10 protein-coding genes are annotated in these 12,288 nt (G+C 47.1%); 5 read left to right on the plus strand and 5 right to left on the minus strand.

The features are described 5' to 3' along the window. Nucleotides 1–12: 12 nt before the first annotated feature. Complete coding sequence (gene topA, locus AMJAP_RS09550; protein WP_019622251.1) at nucleotides 13–2,670, minus strand: type I DNA topoisomerase; 2,658 nt, start codon at nucleotides 2,668–2,670, stop codon at nucleotides 13–15. 201 nt (nucleotides 2,671–2,871) lie between these two features. Here topA and AMJAP_RS09555 point away from each other — a divergent pair, with 201 nt between their 5' ends. Next, nucleotides 2,872–3,597 (plus strand): hypothetical protein, encoded by a 726-nt coding sequence (locus tag AMJAP_RS09555; protein WP_019622250.1) that lies wholly within the window; start codon nucleotides 2,872–2,874, stop codon nucleotides 3,595–3,597. Nucleotides 3,598–3,602: 5 nt separating this feature from the next. Here AMJAP_RS09555 and AMJAP_RS09560 read toward each other — a convergent pair whose 3' ends face one another. Both AMJAP_RS09560 and AMJAP_RS09565 read right to left on the minus strand, forming a co-directional pair. After that, entirely contained in the window at nucleotides 3,603–3,821 is a 219-nt protein-coding gene (locus AMJAP_RS09560) for a DUF1653 domain-containing protein (RefSeq protein WP_019622249.1), read from the minus strand. 14 nt (nucleotides 3,822–3,835) lie between these two features. After that, nucleotides 3,836–4,342 carry a hypothetical protein gene (locus tag AMJAP_RS09565; RefSeq protein ID WP_019622248.1) on the minus strand — a complete coding sequence of 169 codons (507 nt, stop codon included), beginning with the start codon at nucleotides 4,340–4,342 and terminating at the stop codon, nucleotides 3,836–3,838. A 122-nt stretch (nucleotides 4,343–4,464) separates the two neighbouring features. Here AMJAP_RS09565 and AMJAP_RS09570 point away from each other — a divergent pair, with 122 nt between their 5' ends. After that, nucleotides 4,465–4,905, plus strand: a complete 441-nt coding sequence (locus tag AMJAP_RS09570; protein ID WP_019622247.1) for a universal stress protein — start codon at nucleotides 4,465–4,467, stop codon at nucleotides 4,903–4,905. Between the two features lie 20 nt (nucleotides 4,906–4,925). On the opposite strand, the gene AMJAP_RS09575 is transcribed toward AMJAP_RS09570, so the two are convergent. Beyond that, complete coding sequence (locus AMJAP_RS09575) at nucleotides 4,926–6,803, minus strand: ATP-binding cassette domain-containing protein (RefSeq protein ID WP_019622246.1); 1,878 nt, start codon at nucleotides 6,801–6,803, stop codon at nucleotides 4,926–4,928. Between the two features lie 216 nt (nucleotides 6,804–7,019). Here AMJAP_RS09575 and AMJAP_RS09580 point away from each other — a divergent pair, with 216 nt between their 5' ends. Together AMJAP_RS09580 and AMJAP_RS09585 are read left to right on the plus strand one after the other, a co-directional pair. Beyond that, on the plus strand, nucleotides 7,020–9,035 hold the full coding sequence (locus AMJAP_RS09580) for a transglycosylase SLT domain-containing protein (RefSeq protein ID WP_019622245.1): 2,016 nt from the start codon (nucleotides 7,020–7,022) through the stop codon (nucleotides 9,033–9,035). Next, the gene (locus AMJAP_RS09585) at nucleotides 9,035–9,850 is read left to right on the plus strand and encodes a TatD family hydrolase (protein ID WP_019622244.1); all 816 of its coding nucleotides are present in this window, start codon (nucleotides 9,035–9,037) and stop codon (nucleotides 9,848–9,850) included. The genes AMJAP_RS09580 and AMJAP_RS09585 overlap by 1 nt, the downstream gene beginning before the upstream one ends. Here AMJAP_RS09585 and AMJAP_RS09590 read toward each other — a convergent pair. After that, on the minus strand, nucleotides 9,831–10,076 hold the full coding sequence (locus tag AMJAP_RS09590) for a glutaredoxin family protein (protein WP_019622243.1): 246 nt from the start codon (nucleotides 10,074–10,076) through the stop codon (nucleotides 9,831–9,833). The genes AMJAP_RS09585 and AMJAP_RS09590 overlap by 20 nt on opposite strands. A 455-nt stretch (nucleotides 10,077–10,531) precedes the next feature. On the opposite strand from AMJAP_RS09590, the gene AMJAP_RS09595 reads away from it, so the two are divergent. Beyond that, nucleotides 10,532–12,274 carry a PHA/PHB synthase family protein gene (locus AMJAP_RS09595; protein WP_019622242.1) on the plus strand — a complete coding sequence of 581 codons (1,743 nt, stop codon included), beginning with the start codon at nucleotides 10,532–10,534 and terminating at the stop codon, nucleotides 12,272–12,274. Nucleotides 12,275–12,288: the final 14 nt, after the last annotated feature.

The following is a 12,288-nucleotide window of genomic DNA, read 5'->3' on the forward strand; positions in this document are numbered from 1 at the left end:
TCGAGTCTCCGATTATTTCTTTTTTGTCGCTTTCTTCTTCGCTTTAGCAGCTTCAATGCTCCAACTGCCACCGGTATAGAATGCACGCCAGCCAGTGGCTTTGCCATTGACTTCCGTCATAACGTACTGCTCTTTTGTTTTACGACTATAACGGACAACTGTTGGGTTACCTTCGTCATCGGCAACCGGCGCACTGAAGAGGAATTTATACTTAGGATCAATTTCCCCTTTATGCGGCAACAACTCAGCGACTTTAGGTGCGCGAGTTTCCCGCTTACGGGGGAACTGACTGGCCGCAAGAAACAGCCCTGATGCACCATCCCGCAAGATAAAGGTATCTTCAACATTGTCACAAGCCAGTTCAGGCATAGGTACAGGATCCATTTTCGGCGGCGCTGCTTCTCCACTTCGCAATAACTTACGAGTATTTTTACAGGTCTCACTTGTGCAACCAAAGAACTTGCCAAACCGACCGGTTTTAAGTTGCATCTCAGCGCCACACTTATCGCAGTCAAGCACTGGGCCATCATAGCCTTTAATCTTAAAGCTACCCTGCTCTACCTCAAAACCGGCACAGTCAGGATTATTACCGCAGATATGCAACTTACGCTGCTCATCGATAAGATAACTATCCATCGCGGTATCACAGATCTTACAACGATGTTTATTACGCAGAATCCGCGACTCTTCTTCTTCATCTCCATCAACACTGACCACTTCATCGCCGTGCACAAGATTCATCGTGCTTTTACAGCGTTCTTTGGGTGGTAGCGAGTATCCGGAACATCCCAGGAAAACACCTGTAGTACCGGTACGAATCATCATCTTACGCTCACAACTCGGGCAAGGAATGTCCGTTTCGGTTGGTTCGTTCAGGCGCATTCCCGTTTCCGCATGCTGCGCCTGCTCCAAACGATTGCTGAAGCCCTGGTAGAACTGATTCAACAACTCTTTCCAATCAGCACTACCCGTTGCGATATCATCCAGCGATTCTTCCATTCTGGCAGTAAAGCCAAAATCCATCAGATCCGTAAAATTCTCGACCAGTCGCTCAGTAACAATATCACCCATTTTCTGAGCATAGAAACGACGATTTTGAACCTCTACGTAGCCTCGATCCTGAATTGTTGAGATGATCGACGCATAAGTAGAGGGTCGACCTATACCTTTTTTCTCCAGCTCTTTAACCAGACTGGCCTCAGTGAAACGAGGAGCAGGTTTCGTAAAGTGCTGTTTAGGATCCAGCTTTTGAACCTGTAATACATCTCCAGGCTGCACATCCGGCAGAATGACATCTTCATCCTTACCGCGACTGTTAAACACCTTAGTGTAACCGTCAAAGCGCAAAATACGCCCTTTCGTGCGTAACTCGAAATCGCCTGCGGTAACGGTGACCCGCGTACTGGTATAAAGCGCCGGCGTCATTTGACAAGCAACAAACTGACGACGAATCAACTCATACAAGCGCTCAGCGTCCCGCTCCATCCCTTTTAGAGATGTCGCCTCTATTGACACGTCTGAGGGCCGGATCGCTTCATGAGCCTCCTGAGCGCCCTCTTTGCTGCTATAGGAATTAGGCTTTTCAGGCAGATACTTGGAACCAAAATTGTCGCTGATGTAGTCACGACAATTATTAACCGCTTCCGCACTGAGGTTGGTCGAGTCGGTTCGCATATACGTGATATAACCCGCTTCATAGAGCCTCTGAGCCAGCATCATCGTTTTCTTAACACCAAAACTGAGTCGCGTACTCGCAGCTTGCTGAAGCGTTGATGTAATAAACGGCGCCGACGGCCGGCTGCTAGTAGGTCGATCCTGGCGATTTGTTACCTTAAACTCTTGTTGTTTCAGTTGTTCAAGATGAGCCTCTGTTTCTACACCGCTCTCTGGCCTGAAACCTTTATCCTGGTATTTATCAACCTGAAGTCGCAGCGATTCCTGCTTACTCGAAAGTACATCGGCATGCATCTCCCAAAACTCTTCCGGAATAAAGCTACGAATCTCTTTTTCCCGATCAACCAGTAGTCGCACGGCAACAGATTGTACCCGGCCAGCGGATAGTCCACGTGCAACCTTGGCCCACAGTAATGGCGAGACCATATAACCAACGACACGATCAAGAAAGCGCCTTGCCTGCTGAGCATTTACCCGATTAAGGTCTAGCTCGCTTGGCTGCTCAAAAGCTTCCTGTATCGCTTTTTTCGTTATCTCATTAAAGACAACCCGGCGATATCGATCATCGTCACCACCAATCGCTTCCCGCAGGTGCCAGGCAATGGCTTCCCCTTCGCGGTCCAAATCGGTTGCGAGATAGATAGTATCGGCATCTTTAGCTAATCGTCTAAGTTCATCAACGACTTTTTCTTTACCCGGCAAGATTTCATAGCGGGCATCCCAGTCCTGCTCTGGGTTAACCCCCATCCGGGCAATCAGCTGCGTCTTCGCTTTTGCGGCCTTATGCTTAATCTTCTCATCCGGCGCCAATTTACGGGTTATGGCTGCCTGACGAGCACGCTCTTTAGGGTCTGATGCGGTTGCATTGCCAGAGCCACTGGTGGGAAGGTCACGGATGTGCCCCACACTTGATTTCACCACAAACTGATTACCTAAATACTTGTTTATGGTTTTTGCTTTAGCAGGTGACTCTACAATAACTAGGGATTTGCCCATATAAATAAAATCCTTAAAGGACGAGGTAGCAATACAAAACAGCGTGCATATATAAGGGCTCAGAGAAGCCGGGTCAAGTTAATGTAGAAAAAAACACGCTAACCAGTTAAGAATATTGGCTAATAAAGGTATTTTTCTGGTAGCTTAAATACAGTATGCTGCCGCCATTATTAGTCTCTTTAATTACAACTACCTGAGAATATGCTGCAAGACAACCTGATTTTTCTTTTTTCTTTGATCGCTGTGGGCTTTGTTGCACTGCTGGTGAACTATTTTATTTCTACCAGAGAGCATCAACAGGAATACCGAGCCAAGCGCTTAAAAGAGCTGCGTAAGCAGTCTGATGATGCTTTGACGACACTGGCGGTCCTCAGAGAAGCCAACTGTCGTCATGAAATTACCGACGCCCTCAGCAGCTATATCATCGGCATGATCGAAGAGATCGCTCAACTCGCACCTAACTCAGATCTTTTACAAGAGATCAGCGCGCAGAAAGAAGGAGCTGACCGAGCCAGCCCCATACCTGGCGGGTTTTCCAATGACAGGGCATTGAAACGGGCCCAGATACATATCCAGCATGCTGAGAAACTTTGCATCCAATTAGCCAAACAAGGAAAGTTGAATGTGACCCGTGCAAAGCAGTACCAGCACGACCTGTACTGGTTACATGTCTGTGTATTTGCTGACGCGCATATCGAGCAGGGAAATTACTACATGGCACGTGATGACAAATTAGTCGCCATGTCACATTACAAACATGCGAAGGCAATTATTGCCAGAACCAACGTACCGCAAAAACAAAAACAAGATTATGTCGACAAAATAAGAGAGTTACTCAATAAGGCCAGACCCAGCAGCGCAATGGCTACCGGAAATCTTGCGGCGTCACTCGATGAACTGGCAACACAGAAGAACAGTGACGAGTAAAACGTTTAATCCGCTTTAACCAGGGCAAAACGAGGGCCCCTGTTTCCTGGGCTAATAGTTACCTGCTCAGTAAACATAGTCAATGGGCGAACCCAAACTGCCTCATCCCCGTAGCACTGCTGATATACCACCAGCCACTCCTCTGTTTCAGAGTGTCGCGCCAGATGAAGCACACGGTACTCTGAGCCTTTGTAATGTTTATATAAGCCTGTTTGAAGTGTCATACTACCCCTGACGTTTAAAATTTCTGTTCCATTATCGGTTGCATGAGCTGATAAAGTCTGTCCAGCGAACTCTCATCCCCTTTCTCATCCCAGAACAGGGAAAAATGTACCGGTGTCGATTCAATTGAAGAGACCCCGTCAGGGAGCGCGCCTATCAGCTCATTAAGCATGTTCAATTGCGATTCACTGAGACAACGCTCCCCGGCTCCCCAGCTCCAGCCTTCAGGAAGGCCTGTATCGGCAATAGCGGTCTGACGAAACACCTGCCACTCGGTAAAACCATCCCTCTCATTTTTCTGCAGATTAAATCGAGGCAGACGATACGCAGTTGCTGATAACACCTCTGGCTCTACCTGTCCTGCTGCTCTGGGTGGCGTGACACGCACGATTTGAACATGGAAGCCCTGACGTGAAGCCTGTAAACGCAATTTAGCGAGGAAACGCTGACGAGGGCTGGGCATTACCCACATCATAGACCCCAGTAGTGACATCATAATCAGAACAATAATTGCCCATTTCATTTCCTATACTCCCCTGCCTGCATTGATCCCGGTCAGACTTCAAACCGGAAACGCTATACTTATCTTAAAGACCAGACACTCTATGCTACTCTCAATGATATGAAGCAACAGGAGAAAATCTGATGTCCCTATACAACCATATTCTCTTGGCGATCGATCTGTCAGAAGACACAGACCAATTGATCAACAAGGTGAAACTTCTAGCCCAAAGCTCTGAAACAGAGCTATCAATGATCCATGTAATTGAACCGCTCAGCTTTGCTTACGGGGGAGATGTTCCGATGGACCTTACCGCCATTCAGACGCAGCTCGACGAGCATGCGCAGAGCAAAATGGCCAGTTACCGAAAACAACTGGAATACCCGGTGAAGCAGTGTCACGTGGTATCAGGACACACTGAAACTGAGATCCACAGGGTTGCAGACGAGAATCAATGTGACCTGATTATTGTTGGCAGCCACGGTCGCCACGGACTCGCACTGCTATTAGGCTCAACGGCTAACGGCATTTTACATGGCGCCAAGTGCGACGTTCTGGCTATCCGCGTTGGTTCCGAGAAATAGAGGCTAGCCTCTATTTCTCGTTACATACCTTCTAACTCGACCCAACGCTCCATCAGCTGCTCGAGAAATGCTTCTTTGGCCTGTAATTCAGACAGTTTGGCGTTCACGTGCGCCTGATCTCCGGCATAAAAGTCAGCCGCTCCGGTTTCCAGGTGTAGCTGCTCTAGCTCAGACTCCACTAGCTCTAGCTGTGCGGGAAGCATATCCAGCTCTCGCTGCAACTTGTAACTCAGTTTCTTCTTGACCGGTTCAGCCTTAGCCACTTCAGTAACAACAACTTTTGCTGTCTCTTTGATCTCAGGCTCACTACCAGGATCAGGACGCTGTCTCAACCAATCTTCATAACCACCAACGTACTCCTGAAGTCGGCCATTGCCCTCAAACACAACAGTGGACGTTACGACATTATCAAGGAACGCCCGATCATGGCTAACCAGCAATAGCGTTCCTTTAAACTCTAATAGAATCTCTTCCAGTAGCTCCAGAGTCTCGATATCAAGATCATTGGTAGGTTCATCAAGTACTAGCAAATTGGCTGGCTGACTAAACAGCTTCGCCAACATAACCCGATTACACTCACCGCCGGATAATGCCTTAACCGGCGTACGCGCTCGCTCTGGCGAAAATAAAAAATCACTCAGATAGCTGATAATATGCCGCGACTTTCCATTGATACTGATACTTTCACGGCCTTCCGAAATATTATCAATGATCGTCTTTTCAGGATCCAGCTTGCCCCGCAGCTGATCAAAATATGCAACATCGAGGCTGGTTCCGAGTTTTACCACCCCCTGTTCGGGCGTCAACTGCCCTAGCATAATACGTAACAGAGTACTTTTACCTACACCGTTAGGACCAATCAAGCCAATGCGATCGCCCCGCTGCACAGAAAGCGTAAGGTCATTAATAACCGGCTCGTTATTATAGCTCTGGCTGACATTTTCAAGCTCAATAACAAGCTTGCCCGAGCGGTCCGCTTTCTCAATTTGGAACTTAGCTTTGCCCTGTTTCTCCCGCCGCTGTGAACGCTCAACACGTAAATCTTTAAGCGCCCTGACCCGGCCTTCGTTACGGGTTCTACGAGCCTTTATGCCCTGACGAATCCACCGTTCTTCCTCAGCCAGCCGTTTATCAAACAAGGCATTATTACGCTCTTCCTCCTCAAGCAGTTTTGCTTTCTGTTCAAGGTAAGTTGAATAACTTCCTGGAAAAGAGGTCAGGTTGCCCCGGTCTAATTCGATTATCCGGGTCGCTAACCTTTCCACCAGAGAACGGTCATGGGAAATAAACAGAACGCCGCCCCGAAACTCTAAAATCTGTTTTTCGAGCCACTCTATGGTTTCAATATCCAGATGGTTAGTCGGCTCATCGAGTAATAGTATGTCAGGCTCCTGCACCAGTGCAGCACCGAGAGCGGCACGGCGACGCCAGCCTCCAGACAGGTCGGACATCATTTTATCGCCATCCAGCTCAAGTCGTTCCAACACTTGCTGAATTTTTTGCTGTAGATGCCAACCATCAACCAGATCTATCTCATGCAACAGGTGTTCCATCTCAGCCATGTCAGCATCAGTGTGATTCAGGGCCAAAGCTTCATAACGAACCAGGAGTTCCATTGTCTTCGCGCACCCCGAAGCAACAACATCTCTGACCTGTCGATCATCTGCTGCAGGCAACATCTGCGATAACTCAGCAATACGAGCACCGCCATCCTGCCAAAGCTCACCATCATCAGTAGCCTGATGACCGGCGATAACCTTTAGCAGAGTCGACTTACCTGCACCATTAATACCTACCAGCGCAACCCGTTCACCCTTATCCAGTTGAAAATCGATATGATCGAGTAGTTGTTTATCGCCAAACGCGACAGAGACTTTATCAAGTCTGATCAGAGCCATGCTTAAATCCACCAAAAACGTTGGCCGCACATTCTACAGAAAAAAACTCTCAGGCGTGCCACCCTTAAGAAATATATTTTTCCAATTATTCTAATTTCATTCTCCGACAGACAATTCACCCTTTTTGCATATTTTTCTCTCGAATTTACCCTCACTTTACCGCTATGATGAACCTATCGGTGACAATAGAAATTTTGCTAAAGGCCTGATACTTCAATGCGACTTAATCTTGTGAATTTTTACTTCTGGGTCATCGCATGTTGCGTGCTACCCAACCTAGCTACAGCTGAAATAATCGCGGACTCCCGCCAACTATATAGCCAGGCTTCGGCAGCACTTAAAGCTGATAATCTCGATAAGTATTATCAAATAAAAACTAAACTCACCCATTACCCCCTTTACCCCTATTTAGAGCAGCAAGAGTTTGAGCACGATTTTGAAAAAGTGACTCAGCAGCAGATTGACCGGTATGCAGAACAATACAATGAAATTCCATCGGTCTCTATTTTGCAGAAAAACTGGCTCCGTTACCTGGCATCAAAAAAACACTGGAAGCAATATATAACGGCATATGAATCCAGCCCCAACAGTGGTGAGTTGTATCAGTGTCACTACCGCAACGCACTTTTGGAAACAGCACAACCAAAACGTGCGTTTAAAGATATAAATGACCTTTGGAACGCCGGACACTCCATCTCCCGCGCTTGTGATTATGTGTTTAATTACTGGATTACGAAATCACAGGGACCACAAAGCGCCCTTGCTTACCAGCGATTCTGGCGAGCGACTGAAACGAACAATATCGCCCTCGCCCGCTACCTTCAACGCTTTATAAAAACCAAGAAGGAACAACAGGCAACCAACCGCTTTTTTCAGGTATCTAAAGACCTTTCTCTACTCAAAAATCCTGGCTTCATGACCGGCGATGCACTTTCCAGCAGAAAGACATATTTATATGGACTGGATAAACTTTCTCGAAAAGATCCACTGTTAGCGGCTAACCTTTGGGTTAATGTGCGCACAAAACTATCTTTCAGTTTCGAGGAACAACAGAAACTCAATCGAAATATTGCCCGGCGGTTAGCCAGCAAGTCTAATGAGACAACTGACTCGCTATTGGGCCAGCTTAATATGTTTGCTGATGAATATATCCACAATCTTCGCTTCAAGCTGGCACTAACCGAACAAAACTGGCAGAAAGTTCACCGCTTAATCGATCAACTCTCGCCGGAAGAGCAAACACAAGAACGATGGGTTTACTGGAAAACCATCTCCGCCAGCCATATTAAAGGCTTAAAGCCAGCTTACTCCGATGCCTTTGAAAATCTCAGTAAAGAACGTAGCTATTACGGCTTACTTGCCTCACGGACACTACAAACCCGTTTTCACTTAAATCCGCAGCAAGATAAAGTATCAGAATCGTTACTGGAGGAAGTATCCAGCAACCCCGCCGTAGCTCGAATGCATGAACTGTATCAACTTAATAATCTTTACCTTGCTCGCAGGGAATGGAATCAGTTCACTCGTGGTTTTGACAAAGCCCAGTTAAGAACGGCGGCAACCGTCCTGCATCGCTGGGGCTGGCACAATATGGCCATTGCCGGAGTAGCTAAAGCTAAATTCTGGGACGACATCAGCCTGCGATTTCCAATGCCCTATTCGACGACCTTCGACAAGCTAGCCGGTCAGTTTAATATCGATACCAACTGGGCCAGGGCCGTTGCTCGCCAGGAAAGCGCCTACCAGCCTTATGCCCGCTCCCGCGTAGGCGCCCGGGGTTTGATGCAACTTATGCCAAAAACGGCACGATCTACCGCTAAGCGTAACGATATCAACTACAAAAATATCGCAGAACTCTACCAGCCTGAAACCAATATTAATCTTGGCGTTGCCTATCTTGCAGAGATGCAGGAAAAATTCAATGGCAACCAGGTCCTCGCTACAGCCGCATACAATGCAGGTCCTCATCGGGTAAAAAAATGGTTAAAACAGCGCGGCAACCTTCCCACCGACATCTGGATAGAAGTGATCCCGTTCAAAGAAACCCGTAACTACGTGATGAACGTAATGGCCTACCATGCCGTTTATCGCACGTTAGCGGGCCAGCCATCACACGTTATTGAGGATCAGTCTGCCTTTCGTGTTGCTTTGACGGAGGCCACCAGCGCTCAGCAGGCCGAACGCTTAAGACAGTTTGTTCAAACCAATAACAATGCGACTCAGACCCAATGATGAGTGACTGTAAATATACGCTCACCGATATCGGTATTAACCTCACGGACAGTGCTTTTGATCCTGACAGAGAACAGGTTATTAGCGACGCCCTGAATGCAGGGGTTCATCGTTTGTTGATAACGGGAACAACGGCGGCTGAAAGCGAGGAAGCTGTTAGGATGTGCCAACAGTTCGGAGAAAATATCTTCTGTACTGCTGGCATTCACCCCCATTATAGTAAAGAGTTCTCACCGGCAGCGCGCCAGACATTGGCAGACCTGTTCCAAGCACCTGAAGTCCTCGCCGTAGGGGAAGCAGGCCTGGACTTTAATCGGAATTTTTCAACGCCAGAACAGCAGGTTTATGCATTTGAACAACAGCTTGAGCTGGCCTCCGAAGTGAATCTTCCACTATTCCTGCATGAACGGGACGCCCATGATAAGCAAGTAGAAATGCTTCGCCATTTTCGTGATTACACGGCCGGCGGGGTAGCTCACTGCTTTACCGGAAGTCGCGAAGAGCTATATAACTATCTCGATCTGGATCTGTATATCGGAATCACCGGATGGATCTGCGACGAGCGCCGGGGTGTAGAACTGCTAGCCCTGCTGAAAGACATTCCTTCAGAACGATTATTAATAGAGACTGACGCACCTTACCTGCTTCCCCGTGATATAAAACCCAAACCTAAAAGCCGACGAAACCTGCCTCGCTATCTACCCCATATTCTGGAAAAAATTGCTCAAGCCCGGAATATTGACCCAACCGAGCTAGCACAGCAGGTCGAAGAAAACGGTGAGCGGCTGTTTCGATTTAATCAAATTGGGCAATAAACCGCTGTAGCTGACTGGTATCAAAAGGCCAGCGTAACTCTGCTCCGCTCAACTCATCCTGCAGCACAGGTATAAGTAAAGCATAGCGATCCATCAGCTGATCATCATAGGCAATATCAACCTCATCAACACAATGCTTCAAAGGATCAAGACTACTGACAATAACAATTGCCGCTTCATCGCACAGATGACAACCCGCACTGCCCATCAATAGAAACTGACGCATAACCGCTCCTTTAAACCTTAAAGTACAAAAAAATCAGATAATTATATAATAAATCCAGCCATTGAGACGGTTCATCACCAAGTCTTAAAGAGTCTTTATACTCTAATAATCTGAAGACTTTTCGCCCCAACAACAGTCCCTTGCAAGCTCACAGGTAACAGCTAAACACAGCCGATTTTACCACCCAGGCTTATTATTAATATGAATCAGTAACGATGTAATCTTAAAGAAGCCTGAATTTGTAACTAAAGTAGGGCAATTTACGCTTGCTGCGCTGCATCAATGTAGCTATGCTCATGGGCTATGTATGATAAATAGCCAATATTATTAAAGGTTCGGATTAGTTTAGAGAGCAATTTATATATTTAATCGTTTTTAACTAATCCTCCGTATGTGGAAGCTAATCAAAGAAGTTAGCAAAACATCTAAGTTAGGCTCAAAGAGAAGGCAGTTTTATGGAAAACAACAGCAATATCCTTTCTAACCCACAAGAATTCATTAACTATCTGAATCAGGAGAGCCAGAAAGTTCTGGAGATGTACTCTCAAACTGGTAGTGAAGATCTGTTCAAAAATTTCACTCAGTCATGGACTGAGCTGGCTTCACGCTCATTCGAAGATCCAACGGTATGGGTACGCGCCATCACCGATTACCAACAGGCTCAGATGAACCTGTGGCAGAACATTCTTACTGGCAAAGCAATGGATAAGCCTGTTGCGGCACCTCAAAAAGGCGATCGTCGTTTCGCTGCTGAAGAGTGGAGTCAGAACCCTGTCTTCTCCTACATCAAGCAATCTTACCTGCTAACATCCAACCTCATGAACGAGATGGCGGCCACCGCTAATCTGGATGAGAGCGAACAGAAAAAGCTGGAGTTTTATACTCAGCAGTATATTGACGCAATGTCCCCAAGCAACTTTGCAATGACCAACCCAGAGGTACTTCAGCAAGCTCTGGACTCTAAAGGTCAAAGCTTAATCGATGGTTTGCAGAACCTGATGGGCGACATGGATAAAGGTCGTATTACTATGACCGATGAGTCCGCGTTCTCTCTGGGTGAGAACATTGCAACAACAGAAGGCGCCGTTGTCTTCGAAAACGAAATGCTACAGCTCATTCAGTACAAGCCAACGACTGAACAAGTATATTCACGTCCGACGCTGATCGTGCCTCCTTGTATCAACAAGTTCTACATTATGGATCTGCAGGAGCACAACTCCTATGTGAAATATTGTGTTGATCAGGGTCAAACGGTATTTCTGATTTCATGGGTCAACCCGACAGTCGATCAGCGCGGAATCAGCTGGGACAACTATGTTGGTGATGGCGTACTGAAGGCAATAGATGCTGTCAAAAGCATCTCTGGCACAAGCAAAATCAATGCTACCGCCTGGTGTATTGGCGGTACTATTCTGGCCTCCACCCTCGCTGTTATGGCTGCGCGTAAAGACGACTCCATTAATTCAGCTACATTCCTCACAACACTGACCGATTTCACCGATCCAGGTGAGCTCAGCGTATTTATCGATGAGCAGCAAGTTAAGCAGCTCACTCAGAAAGTAGATGATGAAGGCCTGCTAAACGGTCGCAACCTGGCTACAGCATTCAACATGCTACGCTCAAATGATCTGGTCTGGTCGTATGTAGTCAACAACTACCTTAAGGGTCAGAATCCTGCTCCGTTTGATATCCTGTACTGGAACGGCGATTCCACCAACCTGCCAGCTAACATGTACAACTTCTACATCAATGAGATGTACATCAATAACAAGCTGTCTAAGCCTGGTGGCCTGACTATCTGCGGCGAGTCCATTGACCTGCGTAATATCAAGATTCCAGTGTACTTCCTGTCAACGATTGATGACCACATCGCTCCCTGGAAAGGTACCTTTAAGGGTACCGAGACAATGCAAGGCAATATTGAGTTTGTCTTGGGTGCTAGCGGCCATGTAGCCGGCGTCATTAACCCTGCGTCTAAAAATCGCCGTAACTACTGGACGGGTGGTGAGCTCGGACAAGGTGCTGACCATTGGTTTGAAACTGCCGAAAAACAGGAAGGCAGCTGGTGGCCAAACTGGACTAAGTGGCTGAAGCCTAAATCAGGCAAAAAAGTCGATGCGCCTAAAGAGTTTGGCAATGCCGAATTCAAAGTTATCGAACCAGCTCCTGGCCGGTACGTTGCAACTCGCGTTGACTAATTAACTCAACTGCC

This window comes from Amphritea japonica ATCC BAA-1530 (assembly GCF_016592435.1).
Taxonomy (GTDB): domain Bacteria; phylum Pseudomonadota; class Gammaproteobacteria; order Pseudomonadales; family Balneatricaceae; genus Amphritea; species Amphritea japonica.

Coding starts and splice junctions, on each gene's coding strand:
- topA (WP_019622251.1), bottom strand. CDS start 2,670: ATGGGCAAATCCCTAGTTATTGTAGAGTCACCTGCTAAAGCAAAAACC.
- AMJAP_RS09595 (WP_019622242.1), top strand. CDS start 10,532: ATGGAAAACAACAGCAATATCCTTTCTAACCCACAAGAATTCATTAAC.
- AMJAP_RS09590 (WP_019622243.1), bottom strand. CDS start 10,076: ATGCGTCAGTTTCTATTGATGGGCAGTGCGGGTTGTCATCTGTGCGAT.
- AMJAP_RS09575 (WP_019622246.1), bottom strand. CDS start 6,803: ATGGCTCTGATCAGACTTGATAAAGTCTCTGTCGCGTTTGGCGATAAA.
- AMJAP_RS09555 (WP_019622250.1), top strand. CDS start 2,872: ATGCTGCAAGACAACCTGATTTTTCTTTTTTCTTTGATCGCTGTGGGC.
- AMJAP_RS09565 (WP_019622248.1), bottom strand. CDS start 4,342: ATGAAATGGGCAATTATTGTTCTGATTATGATGTCACTACTGGGGTCT.
- AMJAP_RS09560 (WP_019622249.1), bottom strand. CDS start 3,821: ATGACACTTCAAACAGGCTTATATAAACATTACAAAGGCTCAGAGTAC.
- AMJAP_RS09580 (WP_019622245.1), top strand. CDS start 7,020: ATGCGACTTAATCTTGTGAATTTTTACTTCTGGGTCATCGCATGTTGC.
- AMJAP_RS09570 (WP_019622247.1), top strand. CDS start 4,465: ATGTCCCTATACAACCATATTCTCTTGGCGATCGATCTGTCAGAAGAC.
- AMJAP_RS09585 (WP_019622244.1), top strand. CDS start 9,035: ATGAGTGACTGTAAATATACGCTCACCGATATCGGTATTAACCTCACG.